General features: G+C 53.3%; 16 protein-coding genes and 1 pseudogene. 4 read left to right on the top strand and 13 right to left on the bottom strand.

The features are described 5' to 3' along the window. The first annotated feature begins 1 nt into the window (after position 1). Positions 2-805: a 2-keto-3-deoxy-L-rhamnonate aldolase gene (gene yfaU, locus SK33_RS07675; protein WP_048218317.1), complete on the top strand. Its 804-nt coding sequence runs from the start codon at positions 2-4 to the stop codon at positions 803-805. A 43-nt stretch (positions 806-848) separates the two neighbouring features. On the opposite strand, the gene SK33_RS07680 is transcribed toward yfaU, so the two are convergent. The 4 genes from SK33_RS07680 to glpA form a co-directional block, all read right to left on the bottom strand. After that, entirely contained in the window at positions 849-1787 is a 939-nt protein-coding gene (locus tag SK33_RS07680; protein WP_048218315.1) for an Rpn family recombination-promoting nuclease/putative transposase, read from the bottom strand. Positions 1788-1970: 183 nt separating this feature from the next. Beyond that, positions 1971-3161 (bottom strand): anaerobic glycerol-3-phosphate dehydrogenase subunit GlpC, encoded by a 1191-nt coding sequence (glpC, locus tag SK33_RS07685; RefSeq protein ID WP_003027620.1) that lies wholly within the window; start codon positions 3159-3161, stop codon positions 1971-1973. Beyond that, on the bottom strand, positions 3158-4417 hold the full coding sequence (gene glpB, locus SK33_RS07690) for a glycerol-3-phosphate dehydrogenase subunit GlpB (protein WP_003839405.1): 1260 nt from the start codon (positions 4415-4417) through the stop codon (positions 3158-3160). The genes glpC and glpB overlap by 4 nt, the downstream gene beginning before the upstream one ends. After that, positions 4407-6035: an anaerobic glycerol-3-phosphate dehydrogenase subunit A gene (glpA, locus tag SK33_RS07695; RefSeq protein WP_046670096.1), complete on the bottom strand. Its 1629-nt coding sequence runs from the start codon at positions 6033-6035 to the stop codon at positions 4407-4409. Before glpA ends, glpB begins: the two co-directional genes overlap by 11 nt. Before the next feature lie 270 nt (positions 6036-6305). Here glpA and glpT point away from each other — a divergent pair, with 270 nt between their 5' ends. Further along, the gene (gene glpT / locus SK33_RS07700) at positions 6306-7664 is read left to right on the top strand and encodes a glycerol-3-phosphate transporter (RefSeq protein WP_032949686.1); all 1359 of its coding nucleotides are present in this window, start codon (positions 6306-6308) and stop codon (positions 7662-7664) included. Positions 7665-7667: 3 nt separating this feature from the next. Beyond that, entirely contained in the window at positions 7668-8735 is a 1068-nt protein-coding gene (gene glpQ / locus SK33_RS07705; RefSeq protein WP_003027612.1) for a glycerophosphodiester phosphodiesterase, read from the top strand. 62 nt (positions 8736-8797) lie between these two features. Here the strand turns inward: glpQ and SK33_RS26385 are convergent. From SK33_RS26385 to ubiG, 5 genes and pseudogenes are all read right to left on the bottom strand, one after another. Next, positions 8798-8887 (bottom strand): annotated as a pseudogene (locus tag SK33_RS26385) (hypothetical protein); the annotation flags it as partial. Positions 8888-8908: 21 nt separating this feature from the next. Continuing rightward, entirely contained in the window at positions 8909-9163 is a 255-nt protein-coding gene (gene yfaE / locus SK33_RS07710) for a ferredoxin-like diferric-tyrosyl radical cofactor maintenance protein YfaE (protein WP_003027609.1), read from the bottom strand. Further along, a complete protein-coding gene (gene nrdB, locus SK33_RS07715) occupies positions 9163-10293 on the bottom strand; it encodes a class Ia ribonucleoside-diphosphate reductase subunit beta (protein ID WP_003834668.1) in 1131 nt (376 codons plus the stop codon). Before nrdB ends, yfaE begins: the two co-directional genes overlap by 1 nt. 110 nt (positions 10294-10403) lie before the next feature. After that, entirely contained in the window at positions 10404-12689 is a 2286-nt protein-coding gene (gene nrdA, locus SK33_RS07720) for a class 1a ribonucleoside-diphosphate reductase subunit alpha (RefSeq protein ID WP_003027604.1), read from the bottom strand. 488 nt (positions 12690-13177) lie between these two features. Further along, the gene (ubiG, locus tag SK33_RS07725; protein WP_003027601.1) at positions 13178-13906 is read right to left on the bottom strand and encodes a bifunctional 2-polyprenyl-6-hydroxyphenol methylase/3-demethylubiquinol 3-O-methyltransferase UbiG; all 729 of its coding nucleotides are present in this window, start codon (positions 13904-13906) and stop codon (positions 13178-13180) included. Between the two features lie 158 nt (positions 13907-14064). Between ubiG and gyrA the strand changes: the two genes are divergently transcribed. Then, positions 14065-16701 (top strand): DNA topoisomerase (ATP-hydrolyzing) subunit A, encoded by a 2637-nt coding sequence (gene gyrA / locus SK33_RS07730; RefSeq protein ID WP_048218312.1) that lies wholly within the window; start codon positions 14065-14067, stop codon positions 16699-16701. 43 nt (positions 16702-16744) lie between these two features. On the opposite strand, the gene SK33_RS07735 is transcribed toward gyrA, so the two are convergent. The 4 genes from SK33_RS07735 to atoD are packed head-to-tail and all read right to left on the bottom strand — an operon-like array spanning position 16745 to position 20591. After that, a complete protein-coding gene (locus tag SK33_RS07735; RefSeq protein WP_048218310.1) occupies positions 16745-17929 on the bottom strand; it encodes an acetyl-CoA C-acetyltransferase in 1185 nt (394 codons plus the stop codon). A gap of 30 nt (positions 17930-17959) precedes the next feature. Beyond that, entirely contained in the window at positions 17960-19282 is a 1323-nt protein-coding gene (locus tag SK33_RS07740; protein ID WP_048218308.1) for a TIGR00366 family protein, read from the bottom strand. Continuing rightward, positions 19279-19929, bottom strand: a complete 651-nt coding sequence (locus tag SK33_RS07745) for a 3-oxoacid CoA-transferase subunit B (protein WP_048218305.1) — start codon at positions 19927-19929, stop codon at positions 19279-19281. Before SK33_RS07745 ends, SK33_RS07740 begins: the two co-directional genes overlap by 4 nt. Before the next feature lie 2 nt (positions 19930-19931). Continuing rightward, positions 19932-20591 (bottom strand): acetate CoA-transferase subunit alpha, encoded by a 660-nt coding sequence (gene atoD / locus SK33_RS07750; RefSeq protein ID WP_048218302.1) that lies wholly within the window; start codon positions 20589-20591, stop codon positions 19932-19934. Positions 20592-20742: the final 151 nt, after the last annotated feature.

Here is a 20742-nt window from a genome sequence, read left to right on the forward strand (position 1 = left end):
TATGAACGCATTGTTATCAAACCCCTTCAAAGAAGGATTGCGGAAAGGGGAAGTCCAGGTTGGCCTGTGGCTCAGTTCGACCACCTCCTACATGGCGGAGATTGCCGCGACGTCGGGCTACGACTGGCTGTTGATTGATGGTGAACATGCGCCGAATACGGTGCAGGATCTCTACCACCAGCTCCAGGCGATTGCGCCTTATGCCAGTCAGCCGGTAGTCCGTCCCGTTGAGGGCAGTAAAGCGTTGATCAAGCAGGTGTTGGATATTGGTGCGCAGACGTTGCTGATTCCTATGGTCGACAGTGCGGAGCAGGCGCGTCAGGTGGTTTCTGCGACTCGTTATCCACCACTCGGGGAGCGTGGCGTTGGTGCCAGCGTGGCGCGGGCGGCGCGCTGGGGACGTATCGACAATTATATGGAACGGGTCAATGAATCACTGTGCCTGCTTGTGCAGGTCGAGAGTAAAGCCGCACTGGATAATCTGGATGCGATTCTGGACGTTGAAGGTATTGACGGTGTCTTTATCGGCCCGGCGGATCTTTCTGCATCACTGGGCTATCCGGATAACGCCGGACACCCGGAAGTACAAGAGATCATCGAGCAAAGCATTCGCCGTATCCGCGCAGCCGGAAAAGCCGCCGGTTTCCTCGCAGTCGATCCGGCAATGGCGCAAAAATGTTTGCAGTGGGGCGCGAATTTTGTCGCTGTAGGCGTCGATACCATGCTTTATACCGAAGCGCTGGATCGCCGGTTGGCAATGTTTAAGCCGGAGAAATCAGCACAAACGTTAAAAAGCAGTTACTAATATCAGGCCCGATGGTATAAGGCTATCGGGCCTGAGATCTGTGCTAATGGTTGCTAGCCGCCCCGTCGTCAGCAGAAAAACCGGTAATGCCCAGTACGATTTCACGATCAATACCATGTTCCAGCATCATGCGAGCAATCCGTGTTGCTTCTTCTTGCGTACCTTTTTGTACTCCTTGTTCTAATCCTTGTTGTAACCCTTGTTGCAGCCCATCGTGGTGACCTTCTTGTCTGAGCCTCTCTGCGATTGTCATCAGCCTCTCCTTGTTATGAGGGGAACGTTCGGCAACTTTATGGATAAATTCGTTGACGTGAGAAACGTCGCCGTACCGTAGCAGGTAATTTAATAGCGTTTGTAGCTGGCTGTCATTAGCGGTGCTTGTAACTAATAACGAGACCAGTCGGTCCACTAATCCCATCAAATCACGATCGCGGATATGTTTTTGCATCAACTCAAGCAGCGCAACACGCCGATGTTGCACGATTTCATCGTCAGGTATCACGGTAATATCGACCAGCGGAAAGGCTTCTGAATAAAGCTGTCGTGCCAGCTGTGGATTGTCAAATTCATCCAGCCAGTTGAGTGACCAGGGATAGGGGCTTTGTTGACCGTGATAAAACAACATTGGGATCACCAGCGGCAGCGTTTTATTCCCGGCATCAAGATGATGCTGCATCGCAGCGGTGGCATAGCGCATCAGGCGGAATGCCATGTGCTGCACGGCTGTACTCTGATGTTCGATGACACAATAGATATAGCCGTCACCTTCGTGGGTTTTTAGCGACCACAATACGTCGGAGTAGTACGCGCGGAGATCCTGTTCGATAAAACTGGTGGACTCCAGCTTCAGCGTTTGCAAATTGCATATCTCACGTAATGTGGCGGGGAGGTGAATCTCCAGAAAATCCCGGGCCATCTCAGGATAAGAAATGATCTTTTTAAAAACCGCATCATGCGGTGTGGATGTAGTGGGTTTAGCCATGGTAGTCCGTCACCAGAAAGAGAATATGGCGTGACGGTATCTACTTTTAACAAGCGCTGCATATGAGAAATTGATTTTTTGCGTGGGTGAATCAGAGATAAATACGCCCGACTGCAACGTATTCAAATAAGCGGAACTGGATGCGCAAAAATGCCCGGTAGCAAACACCACCGGGCAACTGAGTTACCCCAACGCTTTGGCAAGCAGGGTGATAGGATGTTCGCAACGCTTACTGGTAGACATCTCAATCTGCCATTTACAGGTTTCGCAGTCGGTGACGACGATATCAGCGCCGCTTTCTTCAATTTGGCGGAATAACGGTGCGCCAATAGACTGTGAAGTCGGATAGTTTTCCTTTTTAAAGCCGTAAGTCCCGGCAATCCCACAACACTGAGAGTCCAGCACTGTCAGCTCCAGCCCCGGAATTTGTCGCAGTAGCTCCAGCGTGTAGAGCGTCCAGCCCATTTTCTCCATATGGCATGGCGTGTGATAGACCACCTTCAGCGGCAGCGTTTTCAGCGGCAGCGTTTTACCTTCATCCAGCTTGCGCCACAGCCAGCGGGTTGCCAGTTCAATGTGTTCTCGCAGGCCTGAGTTGTCGACATCCAGCACTTCTGGATATTCATCACGTAGCGCAAAGGTACAGGTTGATGAGGTGGCGATCACCGGAATGCCTTTGCCATCAATCGCTTCCCGGAGTGAGGCCACGTTGCTGACCGCCTGCTTACGCGCTTTATCTGTAAATCCGTTAGCAATCAGCGGTACGCCACAGCATTTCTCTTTACTCAGCAGTTGCACGCCGGTTCCCATCGCATTCAACACCTTGATCAGGTCTTTGCCAAGCTGGGGATGGTTGTAATTCACAAAACAGCCGTGGAAAAAGGCGACCTGATCCTGATACTGCGCCTGCTGTGCGGCAATGCTGCGATACCAGCGGCGGAAGGTGCCAAAGGAGTACTTCGGCAGCGTACGGCGATGATCGATTTTTAGCGCGTAATCCAGCAACTGACGTACCGGTTTTAGTGAGGTGGCGGTATTCACTATTGGGGCGAAGGGGGTGGAAACGCTACCCATTAAATCGGTATGGCTTAAGACGAAGTTACGCAGCGATGGGCGCGTCGTGTCGTATTTGGCGCGCGCGCGCTGGATGATATCGCCGATTTTCACGTCTGACGGGCAGGCCACTTCGCAGCGCTTACAGTTGATGCAGTATTTCAGCGCATCGTCATATAGTGCGCCATCTTTCAGGCGCAGACGTTCACCGTCCGGGCCGGCCTGCTTAGGGCCCGGGTAGCTCGGGTTGACGCGGCTTACCGGGCAGGCGGTGGTGCACACCGTACATTTGATACAACTTTCAAAACGTGTGTCGCTCATTGCTGTCCTCCTGCACGTTTCGCAATATGATGTGCGGCATGTAAGGCGCTGACTGCGCACACGCCGCCTCCGCAACCCTGGGCGATAGGGTCGAATCCGCCGAGGACGGAACCGATGGCGTACATGTTCTCTATCGTTTTTCCCGCCAGTGATGGGCGCAATGTGGCATCGGTTGTGACGCCAAACAGTTGCCACGGTTGTGGATCGAAAACATCACGCTGATACCACTCGGCGCGGGTAGCTGTTTGCTGTACATCCAGTCCCAGGATTGGTTCGTGGATTGCCTCACGCGTGGCGACCAGCCCGCTGCTGAAAAAACTGCCGCTGGCGAGCACGGCGAAACGTGGCCGCAACGGGATATCGGCATGATTTCGGGTCCAGATTTCGCTGACCACGCCGTCCTGACAGGTGATTTTCTTCACTTCATCACCCGGCATCCACACACCACCCTGGCGCACAAACTGGCGCTGCAATTTGTTGTGTAAACGCATGCCCAGTACCGAAGGAGGTAGGGTCGGTAACAGTGTCAGCGAGCAGGGGAGGCGCTCGTTAAGCCACTGCCAGAGCCGCTCATCTGCCAGACCAAAGCAGGCCGGCATGATTATCATGTCGCAGGTTTTTGCCATTGGCAGCAATGCGTCATAGAGCAGCGACCATTTATCTTCGTTATCCAGCAGGCGCGCAATATTAACGGCGCGAAACTCGGTTGGGTTATCACGCAGGACATCCAGTTCCGGCAGTTCGATTTCTGCCGTCTCGACGCTGAGATTACGTTGGCGTAATGACGCCGCGGCGAGATGCGCCTGAAAATCCAGTAACCCGCTAATCCCTACAACGCATATACGCTGCGCGGACAGCGGCCAGACCGGCACTTCCGGGGAGCTTAACCAGGTTGAGCGCAGGGTGCCCAGCGGGGTAACACGTTGATGTGCCTGATGCACGTTGCCTTGCAAATGCGTTCCGCATTCTTCCAGTAAATTTTGCGCCTGCTGGGCCAGTTCCAGAACGTTCTGCGTTCCGATGGTGCTATACGGATGTGCGGGTGCCTGAGTGTGCAGTGCATTCAAACCCGCTTCTATATCCGTCACCGGTTGACCATCGGGTAAGCTGCTGAGCAAATCCAGTGAGCCGGAGGAAAAATGCAGGGCGCTTTGGCCGCGGGTAACAATCGTGCAGCGCAGTCCGCTTTTTTGCAGTTGCAGGCCACATAGCAGTCCAGCGAGGCCGCCGCCGATAATGACGGTATCAAATTTCATCCTGGTGCTCCTTTTCCAGACCACACAACCCTTGATAAACCCAGCGAGTGAATTCGCTTTCGCGCAGTGCATCTCCCCAGGCGATAGGCTGCACACCTTTCCAGCGTTCGTTGAGGAAGTCGGAAAGCTGAGTAATGGATTGTGCTGCGGTAGTGACATTAAAACGTTGCAGCAAACCTGCGGCGCGACAGGCACACAATTCGCCCTGGCAGGTCCCCATTCCGACGCGGGTACGGCGACGTAAATCGAGCAGACTGTTGACGGTTAAATTCTCGACGGCGTATTGCACTTCGCCTGCGGTGACCGCTTCGCATTCACAGACCAGGCTGCGATGTTGACGGCCTTCGCTCAGCCACGCTGGGGTACGATCCCCATGGCGATAGACTGCCGAACCGCGTAGCGGCGCAGGTAACGAAATAACGCGTTTAAGCGTATGCTCGGTAGATTCCTGTGAGCCAGGCAACGCGGTGTCTGCGGTTGTGCAAGGCTGGGTATTGCCCAGCTTACGGCAAACGGCATCGGTAGCCCACTCCGCCATCAGGCGGTAGGTCATCAGTTTGCCGCCGGTAATGGTGATAAACCCTTCCAGTCCGTCACGCTGGGCGTGATCGAACAGCACAATCCCACGGCTGACGTTACGCCCGGTGGGATCGTCGTCGCTGGCTACCAGCGGACGCACGCCGGAGTAGGCGCGTAAAATGCGCGTTTTCGCCATAATCGGCGCCAGTTTCTCGCCTTCACGCAGCAGAATGTCGACTTCTTCTGCGGTGACGCGGTTGCTGTCGATATCATCGTAATCAATGTGCTGCGAGGTGGTACCGATCAATGAGATGGTATCGCCAGGCACCAGAATATCGGCGTCAGACGGTTTACGGCAGCGGTTGATGACATGCTGGTTAATGCGATGATCCATAATCAGCAACGAACCTTTGGCCGGGAACATACGGATGCTCAGATCGGCATATTCCGCAATGCGTTGACCCCAGATCCCGGCAGCGTTGACCACAACCGGTGCATGCAGGGACTGCATTTCGCCCGTCAGATGATTGCGCACGTTAACGCCGCAAACCGTTGCCCCTTCACGGATAAGTCCCGTGACTTCATGCGCCGTTAAGATAACCGCGCCATGCTCACGCGCATCCAGCATGTTGGCGGCGGTTAAGCGGAAAGGATCAACCGTGCCGTCCGGCACTTTTACCGCACCAATCAGCTGTGGATTCACGGAAGGTTCGATAATACGTGCCTGCTGAGGGTCAATCGCTTCTGCGCGAATCCCTGCCTCTTCACAGGCGCGAATAAAGGTCGCCTGAAAGGAGAGCTCATCCTCCGGCAGGGTAATAAACAGACCGTCCGTTGGCTCAACGCAATGGCGGGCGATACGTTTCAGAATTTGGTTTTCGCTGATGCACTCACGGGCAGATTCAGCGTCGGTGACGGCGTAGCGTGCACCGCTGTGCAGCAGGCCGTGGTTGCGCCCGGTCGCACCTGTGGCGATATCGTGGCGTTCCACTAAGATGACGCGCAACCCGCGCAGCGCACAATCGCGTGCGATCCCTGCACCTGTTGCTCCTCCACCAATGATAATCACGTCACTTGTTTGCGAGTCGCGAGTTTTCATTGTTTTTCCTCACAGTTCGTTTTTTATCATTTAGCCACATAAAAAACATGGATTGTTTGATTTCGCGCATAATCGCTCATTATTCGAAAATGAAACGTGATTTCGTGCGCCTTTATGAACATTTGTCATAAATCTGTAACAATATGTGCTGCGTTTCACATTTTTGTTATGTATCTTTCCTTAACATCGCGGCCACACTGGGAGCGGTAGGGTAGTAATGACGAACTGCAGTGTTTACTTCGAATGAAAGACGGCCACGGAGGCTACACTATGTTGAGCATTTTTAAACCAGCGTCACACACGGCGCGTTTACCTGCAGCGGAGATCGACCCGACATATCGTCGATTACGTTGGCAGATTTTTCTGGGGATTTTCTTTGGTTATGCCGCGTACTATCTGGTACGTAAGAACTTTGCCCTTGCGATGCCGTATCTGGTTGAGCAGGGATTCTCGCGTGGCGATCTGGGTTTTGCGTTGTCCGGTATCTCCATTGCTTACGGATTTTCGAAATTCATCATGGGGTCCGTTTCGGATCGCTCGAATCCGCGCGTTTTCCTGCCTGCGGGTCTGATACTGGCTGCGGCAGTGATGTTGTTTATGGGCTTTGTACCGTGGGCGACATCGAGCATTGCGATTATGTTTGTGCTGCTGTTCCTCTGCGGATGGTTCCAGGGGATGGGATGGCCGCCGTGTGGTCGTACCATGGTGCACTGGTGGTCGCAGAAAGAGCGTGGCGGCATCGTTTCCGTTTGGAACTGTGCGCATAACGTGGGTGGCGGTCTGCCTCCTCTGTTATTCCTGCTGGGTATGGCCTGGTTCAATGACTGGAAAGCGGCGCTGTACATGCCTGCTTTCGGTGCGATCGTCGTCGCGCTGTTTGCTTTTGCTCTGATGCGTGACACTCCGCAGTCCTGTGGTCTGCCGCCAATCGAAGAGTACAAGAACGATTATCCGGACGATTACAACGAGAAAGCGGAAGAAGAGCTGACTGCGAAGCAGATCTTCATGCAGTACGTACTGCCGAACAAACTGTTGTGGTACATCGCTATCGCCAACGTGTTTGTTTATCTGCTGCGCTACGGCATCCTGGATTGGTCGCCGACTTACCTGAAAGAAGTGAAGCATTTTGCACTGGATAAATCATCCTGGGCCTACTTCCTGTATGAATATGCGGGTATTCCGGGCACGCTGCTGTGTGGCTGGATGTCGGATAAAGTCTTCCGTGGAAACCGTGGCGCGACAGGCGTGTTCTTTATGACGCTGGTGACGATTGCGACCATCGTTTACTGGATGAACCCGGCAGGCAACCCGAACGTAGATATGGCTTGTATGATTATCATCGGCTTCCTGATCTACGGCCCGGTCATGTTGATTGGTCTGCATGCGCTGGAACTAGCACCGAAAAAAGCGGCAGGTACGGCGGCTGGCTTTACTGGTCTGTTCGGTTATCTCGGCGGTTCTGTGGCTGCGAGCGCCATTGTCGGCTACACCGTTGACTTCTTCGGTTGGGACGGCGGCTTTATGGTGATGATTGGTGGTAGCGTGCTGGCGGTTATTCTGCTGGTAGTCGTCATGATTGGCGAAAAACGCCATCACGAAGAGATGCAGCTCAAGCGTAACGGGGGCTAATAGATGAAAACCACATTGAAAAGTCTCAGCGTGGCGCTGATGCTGGCAGGTATGGTTGTGAGCAGCGCGGCGCTTGCCGCAGATAAAATCGTGATTGCGCACCGTGGCGCCAGCGGTTATCTACCGGAGCATACGTTACCTGCGAAAGCGATGGCCTATGCTCAGGGAGCGGATTACCTGGAACAGGATTTGGTGATGACTAAGGACGACCATCTGGTCGTCCTGCATGACCACTATCTTGACCGCGTCACCGATGTTGCCGAGCGTTTCCCGGATCGTGCGCGTAAAGATGGGCGTTACTATGCTATCGACTTTACGCTGGATGAGATTAAGTCGCTGAAATTTACCGAAGGCTTTGATATCGAAAATGGCAAAAAGGTCCAGACCTACCCGGGGCGTTTCCCGATGGGTAAATCTGATTTCCGTGTGCACACTTTCGAAGAAGAGATTGAGTTCGTTCAGGGATTAAATCATTCAACCGGTAAAAACATCGGCATTTACCCGGAAATGAAAGCGCCGTGGTTCCATCATCAGGAAGGGAAGGACATTGCGGCTAAAACGCTGGAAGTACTGAAAAAGTACGGGTACACCGACAAGAACGATAAGGTCTATCTGCAGTGTTTTGATGTCGCAGAGTTAAAGCGCATTAAGAATGAACTGGAACCGAAGATGGGGATGGATCTCAATCTGGTACAGTTGATTGCGTACACTGACTGGAATGAAACTCAGGAGAAAAAGCCGGACGGCAGTTGGGTTAATTACAACTACGACTGGATGTTTAAACCGGGTGCCATGAAGCAGGTTGCGCAGTATGCGGACGGCATTGGGCCGGACTACCACATGCTGATTGATGAGAAGTCGAAGAAGGGCAATATCTCGTTAACTGGCATGGTGCAGGACGCACATCAGAATAAGATGGTGGTGCATCCTTATACCGTTCGCGCCGATCAACTGCCGGATTACACCACTGACGTAAACCAGCTGTATGACATTCTTTATAACAAAGCGGGTGTTGACGGGCTGTTCACCGACTTCCCCGACAAAGCAGTGAAATTCCTGAATAAAGAGTAATGGCATAAGGCCTGTGATGCACCTCCGGTCACAGGCCTTATTGGACGAAACGTGATTAACTGCTAGATAAGGCCGTCTGCTGTTAACGTTTTCCTACATGCCTGCAGGAGAAATAAAGGGCTGCCGTTCATCGGCGGCTCTTTTGCCAGTAACAATTTTTATCCCGCCTTGCGTTACAGCTCTATTTCAATATCGCCTTTTGCCCGGCAACAACAGGGCAAAATTTCACCGGGCTGAATGAAGGCCAGAGGTTCGGCAATCCAGTCAACCTGTCCTGCCACCAGGCGGGTACGACAGGAGCCGCAGTAGCCTTCACGACACTGATATTCGACTTCAACATCGTGCGACTCGAGTGCGGCAAGTAGGGAAGGATGTTCATCCTGGCACAGCAGTTGTGTGCCAGAGATGCGCAAAGTCACGCGGCCCATCAGAGCTGGAAGTTACTCAGATCGTCAGTATCGACTTCGGCATCGATCTGACCGACCAGATAAGAGCTGACTTCCACTTCCTGCGGTGCGACCTGGACGTTATCAGACACCAGCCAGGTGTTGATCCACGGGATCGGGTTAGAGCGTGTCTGGAATGGCAGATCGAGTCCGACAGCCTGCATACGGATGTTGGTGATGTACTCAACGTACTGGCACAGAATGTCTTTATTCAGGCCAATCATTGAGCCATCACGGAACAGATAGTCCGCCCACTCTTTTTCCTGCAGCGCGGCCTGTACGAACAGGTCGTAACATTCTTGTTTGCACTCTTCGGCAATTTCCGCCATCTCCGGATCGTCTACACCGCTGCGCAGAAGGTTCAGCATATGCTGAGTACCGGTCAGATGCAGGGCTTCGTCGCGGGCGATCAGACGAATAATTTTCGCGTTGCCTTCCATCAGTTCACGTTCGGCGAATGCGAAGGAGCAGGCGAAGCTGACATAAAAGCGGATCGCTTCCAGCGCGTTGACGCTCATCAGGCACAGATACAGCTTCTTCTTCAGCTCACGCAGGTTTACGACAACCGTTTTGCCATTAACGGTATGCGTACCTTCACCGAGCAAATGCCAGTAGCTGGTCATCTCGATCAGTTCGTCGTAGTAGCTGGAAATACCTTCTGCGCGTTTCTGGATTTGCTCATTAGTGACGATATCGTCAAACACCACCGCCGGATCGTTAACGATATTGCGAATAATATGAGTGTAGGAGCGGGAATGGATTGTTTCAGAAAACGCCCACGTTTCCACCCAGGTTTCCAGTTCAGGGATCGAGATTAACGGCAGCAGCGCGACGTTTGGACTACGTCCCTGAATGGAGTCCAGCAGCGTCTGATACTTCAGGTTGCTGATGAAGATATGTTTTTCATGTTCCGGCAATGCCTGGAAATCGATACGATCGCGAGAAACATCGACCTCTTCCGGACGCCAGAAGAAAGAGAGCTGCTTTTCGATCAGTTTTTCAAAGATGTCATATTTTTGCTGATCGTAGCGGGCGACGTTCACCGGCTGGCCGAAGAACATCGGTTCCAGAAGCTGATCATTTTTCGTCTGTGAAAAAGTGGTGTATGCCATTGATGTGAATCCTGTCTGGAATGTACTGCCGGATGCGCTTTGCTTATCCGGCCTACAATACCGCGAATTAATTTGTAGGCCGGGTAAGCGCTACGCCACCCGGCAAAAGATTAAATCTTACATGCGCCGCTTTCGCAGCCATCGTCCTGAATGGACGGTACCAGATCGTCCTGAGAGTCTTCCGCACCGTCACGGGTGTTCTGATAATACAGCGTTTTGACACCAAATTTGTAGGCGGTGAGCAGGTCTTTCAGCAACTGCTGCATCGGTACTTTTCCGGACGGGAAGCGCGACGGATCGTAGTTGGTGTTGGCAGAAATCGACTGATCGATAAATTTCTGCATGATACCTACCAGCTGCAGGTAGCCGTCGTTGTTCGGCATTTCCCACAGCAGTTCGTATGCGTCATGCAGGTGTTCGTAGTCCGGCACGACCTGACGCAGAATTCCATCTTTCGATGCTTTGATGCTCACGTAACCGCGTGGTGGTTCAATACCGTTGGTGGCGTTGGAGATCTGCGAAGAGGTCTCGGACGGCATCAGAGCGGAGAGCGTGGAGTTACGCAGACCGTGAGTTTTAATTGATTCGCGCAGGCTTTCCCAGTTGTAATGCAGGGATTCGCTGACGATAGCATCCAGGTCTTTTTTATAGGTATCGATCGGCAGAATGCCTTTCGCATAGGTGGTTTCGTTAAACCACGGGCATGCGCCTTGCTCTTTCGCCAGCTCGTTAGACGCTTTCAGCAGGTAATACTGAATCGCTTCAAAGGTTTTGTGAGTCAGGTTATTGGCGCTGCCGTCAGAGTAACGTTTACCGTTTTTCGCCAGCCAGTAGGCATAGTTGATAACGCCAATACCCAGCGTACGACGACCCATCGCACCGCGTTTGGCGGCCGGAATCGGATAATCCTGGTAATCGAGCAGCGCATCCAACGCACGTACCGCCAGTACGGCCAGCTCTTCCAGTTCGTCCAGACTTTCGATAGCGCCCAGGTTAAATGCGGACAGCGTACACAGCGCAATTTCGCCGTTTTCATCGTTAACGTCGGTCAGCGGTTTGGTCGGCAGGGCGATTTCCAGGCACAGGTTGGACTGGCGTACCGGCGCGACAACCGGATCAAACGGGCTATGGGTGTTGCAGTGGTCAACGTTCTGAATATAGATACGACCAGTAGAGGCACGTTCCTGCATCATCAGTGAGAACAGCTCAACCGCTTTCACGCGCTGTTTGCGGATGCTGTCGTCGTTTTCATATTGGGTGTACAGACGTTCGAACTCATCCTGATCGGCGAAGAACGCGTCATACAGACCCGGGACGTCGGACGGGCTAAAGAGGGTGATGTCGCCGCCTTTCAGCAAACGGGTGTACATCAGTTTGTTGATCTGTACGCCGTAGTCCATGTGACGAACGCGGTTGCCTTCGACGCCACGGTTGTTTTTCAGGACCAGCAGGCTTTCAACTTCCAGGTGCCACATTGGGTAGAACAGCGTGGCTGCACCGCCGCGTACGCCACCCTGAGAGCAGGATTTAACCGCAGTCTGGAAATGCTTGTAGAACGGAATACAACCGGTGTGGAACGCTTCACCGCCGCGAATCGGGCTACCCAGCGCACGGATGCGACCGGCGTTAATGCCGATACCGGCACGCTGAGAAACGTATTTCACAATCGCGCTGGAGGTTGCGTTGATGGAGTCAAGGCTGTCGCCGCACTCGATCAGTACGCAGGAGCTGAACTGACGCGTTGGGGTACGCACGCCGGACATAATCGGCGTCGGCAGCGAGATTTTGAACGTAGAAACAGCGTCGTAGAAACGTTTTACATATTGCAGACGTGTTTCACGCGGATAGTTAGAAAACAGGCAGGCTGCTACCAGAATGTAGAGGAACTGTGCGCTTTCATAGATCTCACCGGTAACACGGTTTTGCACCAGATATTTGCCTTCTAACTGCTTCACCGCAGCGTAGGAGAAGGTCATATCACGATCGTGTACGATGAACGAGTCCATCTGCTTGAACTCTTCTTCCGTGTAGTCTTCCAGCAGATGATTGTCGTATTTGCCCATTTCAACCATTTTCACGACATGGTCAAACAGTTTTGGCGGTTCAAACTCGCCGTAGGCTTTTTTGCGCAGATGGAAAATCGCCAGACGGGCGGCCAGATACTGATAATCCGGCGCTTCGCGGGAGATCAGGTCGGCGGCAGCTTTGATGATTGTTTCATGGATATCGGAGGTCTTGATACCGTCATAAAACTGAATGTGGGAGCGCAACTCGACCTGAGAGATCGATACGTTATTCAGTCCTTCTGCCGCCCAATCCAGAACTCGGTGGATTTTGTCGAGATTGATGCGCTCTGTACTACCATCACGCTTTGTCACCAGCAGACTCTGATTCATGTGGTTTTTTACCTGTCCGTGAAAGAAAAAATATCCCCCATATTATCCACAGAGTCATGTTGTGACTAAGTCTGTGGATAAATACTATATGTAGGGGTTGTTTGATAAAATAGACGCTATATGGTGAGTATTCTAGTAGGGATTCTTTTCAGCACAAGAGTTGATTTTGAGGTTAAATTGAGGTTGCAAAAGGGTGAGGATCGCTAAGTGCGCGTCTTATAAGGCCTGGCGGGGATGTCAATAATTGAGAAAAAAAATAGAAATTTTGATCGAGTGCTGATTTCTTCATCTAAGGTAAGGAAAGTTCTTATGATCTGGCGCAAAAATTGCTGTACCGGTACTACTCAGGATTGGTAGGCGATGCGTAATAACGTAGGCCTGATAAGCGAAGCGCCATCAGGCGTTAAAGCCCGGAGTCGTGCCGGATGGCGGCGCTGGCGCGCTTTATCCGGCCTACAATCCAGCGTCATAAGGCCATGAGCGCTGGTTTATTCGCTTTTGGCGGTGGTATGCACCATATAGTTCACATCAACGCCCGGACCGAGTTTGAAGGTGTTGGTGATGGGGTTGTAGTGCAGGCCGGTCATATGACGCTCTTTCAGCACGGTCTGGTCAACCCACTCTAACAGTTCAGCGGGCTTAATGAATTTTTTCACATCATGCGTGCCTTTCGGCACCATCCGCAGAATATATTCCGCTCCGACCACCGCCATCAGCCAGGATTTGCCGTTGCGGTTAAGCGTGGAAAAAAAGACTTCGCCGCCCGGTTTAACCAGTCTGGCGCAGGCCCTGACCACCGACTGCGGATCTGGTACGTGCTCCAGCATTTCCATGCAGGTCACAACGTCATACTGATGCGCATGCTTATCCGCATGTTCTTCGACAGTTTCTTGAACGTACTCCACCTGGATGCCGCTCTCCAGCGCATGCAGTTTTGCGACCTGTAAAGGTTCAAAGCCCATGTCCAGCCCGGTGACGGTTGCGCCTTCGCGCGCCATGCTTTCCGCCAGAATCCCGCCGCCGCAGCCGACGTCGAGAACCTTTTTACCAAACAGGCCACCTGAGCGCTCAGTAATGTAGCCCAGACGCAGCGGGTTAATACGGTGCAGTGGCTTAAATTCACCCTCAAGATCCCACCAACGTGACGCGACTGCTTCAAACTTGGCAATTTCTTCATGGTCAACGTTGTGAGTAACCGGGGGTTTTTCGGCATTCATTGGGGCTTCTACTCCTAAATTTGCGATGCAAATGAGTATATCAGCCTGACGGGATGAATAAAGCCTCTGTCAGGGGGAATCCATTTACCTGAATCTTCACGTATGTGTTATAATTTGCGACCTTTGAATCCGGGATACAGTAGAGGGATAGCGGTTAGATGAGCGACCTTGCGAGAGAAATTACACCGGTCAACATTGAGGAAGAGCTGAAGAGCTCCTATCTGGATTATGCGATGTCGGTCATTGTTGGCCGTGCGCTGCCAGACGTCCGAGATGGCCTGAAGCCGGTTCACCGTCGCGTACTTTACGCCATGAACGTATTGGGCAACGACTGGAATAAAGCCTATAAAAAATCTGCCCGTGTCGTTGGTGACGTAATCGGTAAATACCACCCTCATGGTGATACCGCCGTTTACGACACCATTGTTCGTATGGCGCAGCCATTCTCCTTGCGTTACATGCTGGTAGATGGTCAGGGTAACTTTGGTTCTGTCGATGGCGACTCCGCAGCGGCGATGCGTTATACGGAAATCCGTATGTCGAAAATCGCCCATGAGCTGATGGCTGACCTGGAAAAAGAAACGGTTGATTTCGTCGATAACTACGACGGCACCGAACAAATTCCTGATGTCATGCCGACCAAAATTCCTAACCTGCTGGTGAACGGTTCGTCCGGTATCGCGGTAGGTATGGCGACCAACATTCCGCCGCACAACCTGACTGAAGTGATCAACGGCTGTCTGGCATATATTGACGATGAAGACATCAGCATTGAAGGGCTGATGGAACATATTCCGGGTCCGGACTTCCCGACTGCAGCGATCATCAACGGTCGTCGTGGTATCGAAGAAGCCTACCGTACCGGTCGTGGCAAAGTGTACATTCGCGCACGCGCGGAAGTCGAAGCAGATGCCAAAACGGGTCGTGAAACCATCATCGTCCACGAAATTCCGTATCAGGTAAACAAAGCGCGCCTGATCGAGAAAATCGCCGAACTGGTAAAAGACAAACGCGTAGAAGGCATCAGCGCGCTGCGTGACGAGTCTGACAAAGACGGTATGCGCATCGTGATTGAAGTGAAACGCGATGCGGTCGGGGAAGTGGTTCTGAACAACCTTTACTCCCAGACCCAATTGCAGGTTTCCTTCGGTATCAACATGGTTGCATTGCACCATGGCCAGCCGAAGATCATGAACCTGAAAGATATTATTGCCGCGTTCGTACGTCACCGCCGTGAAGTCGTAACTCGTCGTACTATTTTTGAACTGCGTAAAGCCCGCGACCGTGCGCACATCCTTGAAGCGCTGGCAATTGCGCTGGCGAACATCGATCCGATCATTGAACTGATCCGTCGTGCGCCGACCCCGGCAGAAGCGAAAGCCGCGCTGGTTGCGCGTTCGTGGGAACTGGGCAACGTTTCCGCCATGCTGGAACGTGCTGGTGATGACGCCGCGCGTCCTGAATGGCTGGAGCCGGAATTTGGCGTGCGTGACGGTCAGTACTATCTGACTGAACAGCAGGCTCAGGCTATTCTGGATCTGCGTTTGCAGAAACTGACCGGCCTTGAGCACGAAAAACTGCTCGACGAATACAAAGAGCTGCTGGAACAGATCGCTGAACTGCTGCACATTCTGGGCAGCGCAGATCGTCTGATGGAAGTTATCCGTGAAGAGATGGAGCTGATTCGTGAACAGTTCGGTGACGCTCGTCGGACCGAAATTACCGCGAACAGCGCTGACATCAACATCGAAGATCTGATTAACCAGGAAGATGTTGTCGTGACCTTGTCTCATCAGGGCTACGTGAAATATCAGCCGTTAACCGATTACGAAGCGCAGCGTCGTGGCGGTAAAGGCAAATCTGCAGCACGCATTAAAGAAGAAGACTTTATCGACCGCCTGCTGGTGGCCAACACCCATGACACGATCCTCTGCTTCTCCAGCCGTGGTCGTCTGTACTGGATGAAGGTTTATCAACTGCCGGAAGCGAGCCGTGGTGCGCGTGGACGTCCAATCGTTAACCTGCTGCCGCTGGAAGCTAACGAACGTATCACCGCAATTCTGCCGGTACGCGAGTACGAAGAGGGCGTCAACGTCTTCATGGCAACCGCCAGCGGTACCGTGAAGAAAACGGCATTGACCGAATTCAGCCGTCCGCGTTCTGCCGGTATTATCGCCGTCAACCTGAACGAAGGCGACGAACTGATTGGCGTTGATCTGACGTCCGGTAATGACGAAGTTATGCTGTTCTCTGCTGCCGGTAAAGTGGTGCGTTTTAAAGAGAACGCAGTTCGCGCGATGGGTCGTACGGCGACCGGTGTTCGCGGGATCAAACTGGCAGGTGAAGACTCCGTTGTTTCCCTGATCGTTCCACGCGGTGAAGGGGCAATCCTGACCGTCACGCAGAACGGTTACGGTAAGCGTACAGCGGAAAGCGAATACCCAACCAAGTCTCGTGGTACGCAGGGTGTTATCTCCATCAAAGTCACCGAGCGTAATGGCTCCGTTGTTGGCGCAGTACAGGTTGAAGATACCGACCAGATCATGATGATCACCGATGCAGGTACGCTGGTACGTACTCGCGTGTCGGAAATCAGCGTGGTAGGGCGTAATACCCAGGGTGTTATCCTTATCCGTACTGCGGAAGACGAAAACGTTGTGGGTCTGCAACGCGTTGCTGAACCGGTTGATGATGAAGAGCTCGACTCCATCGACGGAAGTGCAGCTGAAGGTGAAGAGGATATCGCGCCTGAAGCGGAAAGCGATGATGATGCAGCGGATGACGCTGAAGAGTAATTAAAACGTAATAAGAAGGGCCGGAGAACTCCGGCCCTTTTTTTTAGTTCATGCGCTCCACGATCATCGCGATTCCCTGACCGCCGCCAATGCACAGCGTGGCAAGTCCAAGCGTTTGATCCCGTGCCTGTAACGCATGTAGCAGCGTAACCAGAATTCGCGCGCCGCTGGCACCAATAGGATGTCCCAGCGCAATTGCCCCGCCGTTGACGTTCACCTTTTGCGGATCGAACCCCAGCGTTTTGCCGACGGCAAGGAACTGCGCGGCAAAGGCTTCGTTGGCTTCAATAAGATCGATATCGGACAGTTGCAGCCCGCTCAGTTGTAACGCTTTTTGGGTGGCTGGAACCGGCCCCATTCCCATCATAGCAGGTGCCACGCCGCCGCTGGCCCAGGCTTTGATCCGCGCCAGCGGTTTTAACCCTGCCGACAGTGCCGCAGACTCTTCCATTATCACTAATGCCGCCGCGCCGTCGTTGATCCCCGAGGCGTTGCCAGCGGTGACGCTTCCTGCTTTATCGAAGGCAGGACGTAAGGCGGCGAGACCTTCTGCCGTCGAGTCAGCTTTGGGGAATTCGTCACGATCAAAAATGATGGTTTTCTTCCGTGATGACACGCTCACGGGCACGGTTTCAGCCTGAAATGCGCCAGATTCGATTGCGGCAACGGCTTTACGCTGTGACTGCAGAGCCAGTTCATCCTGCATTTCGCGGCTGATGCCATACTCTTTGGCAACATTTTCTGCGGTGATCCCCATATGGTAACCATGCTCGGCGCAGATCAGTCCATCGCGCAGAATGACGTCAGACAATTGCCCGTCGCCAAGGCGATATCCCCAACGGGCTTTCGCGTCTAACAGGTAGGGGGCCAGGCTCATGTTTTCCATCCCCCCCGCGACGATCGCCTGGGCTTGTCCCGCTTTGATTGCCAGGGCGGCAAGCACCACGCTTTTCAGGCCGGAGCCGCACACTTTGTTGACGGTAAAGCCACAAACGGTGTCGGACAGACCGCTTTTTAATAATGCCTGACGCGCCGGGTTTTGCCCGAGCCCTGACTGCAACACGTTGCCCATAATCACCTCGTCCACGCGCTGTGGGTCAAGGTGAGCGCGTTCAAGAGCGGCTCTAATGACGGTTGCTCCAAGCTCGACGGCCCCCGTAGTTGCCAGTGCGCCGTTAAAACTGCCGATTGCGGTACGAGCCGCGCTGACGATGACACAGTTTTTCATTTTTCAGTTCCTTTAAATAAGAGGTTGCCGTCAGAACAAGGTCAATCCAATAACAAAAATGACGCCGGAGAAGAGCAGGGCGGTGATGCAGTACCCCATGATGTCGCGTACCCCCAATCCGGCGATGGCCAGAGCAGGGAGTGCCCAGAACGGCTGTGCCATATTCATCCATTGCTCTCCGTAGGCGATGGCCATGACAGATTTGCCAAGATCGGCACCCAGAGCTTGAGCGGCAGGCATGACGAACGGTCCCTGAATAACCCAATGGCCACCGCCGGATGGCACGGCAAAGTTAATCAGTGCTGAACTGAAGAAGGTCATCAGCGGGAAGGTATCTTTGTTGGCAACGTTGATGAAAAACTCGGTAATGAGCCCACCGAGACCGGAGTGCTCCATCATCAACTGAATGCCCGCGTAGAAGGGGAATTGCACCAGAATTCCGGCGGTGCTCCGTGCGGCAGCGCTGACCGCGCGCATATAGGCCATCGGCGTTTTGTGCAGCAGCAGACCGGCAATCATAAACATCAGGTTGACGGTATTGATGGTGATGTTGAAACCTTTCTCGGCAAAGTAGATGCCCAGATAGGCAATGCCTAATGCCCCGATGATCAGCGCCAGAATGCGGCTCTCTTCCAGTTTTTCAGATGGTGGCGCATCTGGCGGCAGTTTCTTCTGAAAATCTGCTTCTTCCAGTAACAGTTTTGGATCGATGCTCACCACGTCTGAAGGTTTTGGCGTCATCATGCGTGTAATGAACGGCATCACCACAATTAGCGCCACGGTGATGAAGATATTGAAGCCGGTGAAGAGAGTATCCGCGACAGGAATCAGGCCCGCTACGTGCTCGACCGGGTTACCGGGCGTTGCCGCCAGCAAAGGCATTGAGCCAGAGAAACCGCCACCCCAGGTCAAAAACCCGATATAAGCGCAGGCAATCAATAACGGATAATCGGAACCCGGTACCCGACGGGCGACTTCGCGGGCGAACATCGCCCCGACCACCAGACCAAATCCCCAGTTAATCACGCAGGCCACCGAACCAAAAAAAGTGACCAACATTACGCCCTGTGCGGGGGTTTTGGCGGCAGATGCCGCCGTACGCAGCAGGCTTTTCACCGGCCCGGAACTGGCTAACGCATGGCCGGTTACGATGATCAGCGCCATCTGCATACCAAACGCCAGCAGGTTCCAGAAACCGTCACCCCAGAACTTCACCATGCTGATGGGCGTCTGCGGCGTTAACCATAACGCGATGCCAAAGGTCAGCAACGTTAACAACATGGCGAAAATCAGCGGATCGGGCAGCCAGCGGCTGACCACCCGCGTCATAAAGCGAGCGATGCGGCCAATCATGCGTCACCTCGCAGGATGCGAAGATCGTCGGCAATATCAAAATGGGCTTCGGTTTTTTCACGCAGCGTGGCGATGTCGCATCCTTCGACGACTTCAGTCAGCCACATCTTGCCGTCAATAAAGCGAAATACGGCAAGCTCAGTGACCAGCATGTGCACAGCATGTTGCGCAGTAAGCGGCATGGTGCATTGACGCAGGATTTTCGCTGAGCCGTCTTTCGCGCAATGTTCCATGGCGATAATGACTTTACGCGCACCGGTTACCAGATCCATTGCGCCACCCATGCCGGGTACCATTTTTCCGGGAACCACCCAGTTGGCGAGGTTAGCCTGCTCATCGACCTGCAGCCCGCCAAGCACACAGGCATCAACGTGACCGCCGCGAATCAACGCAAATGACATGGCGCTATCAAACATCGCCGCGCCCGGCAAAATACCGCACGGTTGACCGCCCGCGTTCACCAGGTCAGGATGCGCGGTGGTGACAGGACCCAGTCCCAGAAAACCGTTCTCGGATTGCAGCGTAATGTGAATATCCGCGGGCAAATAATTGGCTACCATGGTTGGCAGGCCGATACCTAAGTTAACGATATCGCCATCGCGAAGCTCTTGCGCCACACGGCGCGCAATACGTTGTTTAGCATCCATGATTAGCTCTCCTGTGGAATGACGATATGGTCGATAACGGCGCCGGGGGTAACAATCTGGTCAGGCTGCAGCTCACCTGTTTCAACCATTTCATCCGGTTCAACCAGCGTGATGTCAGCGGCGAGAGCAATTAGAGGGTTAAAGTTACGGGCGCTGAGCTGATAGGTGAGGTTGCCAAGCATGTCAGCCCGGTGGGCGCGAATAAGCGCTAAATCGGCGCGCAATGGGCGTTCAAGCAGCCAGGTTTTACCCTCGAGCGTCATGGTCTGTTTGCCATCTTCCACGACGGTGCCGACGCCGGTGGGCGTCAGAAAGCCGCCAAGACCCGCGCCGCCGCAGCGGATTTGCTCGATCAGGGTACCTTGCGGAACCAGTTGAACGTCCATTTCACCGGCGATCATGCGGCGACCCGTTTCCGGGTTGGTGCCAATGTGTGAGGCAATCACTTTGCTGACCCGCCCATTGACGATCAGGGGGCCGATACCGGTATCGACAAAGGCGGTATCGTTAGCAATTAGCGTCAGATCCCGGACGCCGGATTCCAGCAGGGCTTCAACCAGACGAGGTGGTGTGCCAACCCCCATAAAACCACCGACCATGATGGTCATGCCGTCACGAAAGAAGCCCGCAGCGTCTTGTAAGGTAATCAGTTTTGTTTTCATTATGTTTCCCTTTTTGCATACTCCATTTTGGGTACGTTCAGGGAATTGCAAGCAGGGTGCCAGAATGATAAAGGTGAAATGAGATTATTTAACGCATTGAAATTAAATGATAATCTTTCTTATTTTGCTGGGAGGAAGATGAGGGGACTAT

The organism is Citrobacter sp. MGH103 (assembly GCF_001034475.2).
Classification (GTDB): Bacteria; Pseudomonadota; Gammaproteobacteria; order Enterobacterales; family Enterobacteriaceae; genus Citrobacter; species Citrobacter freundii.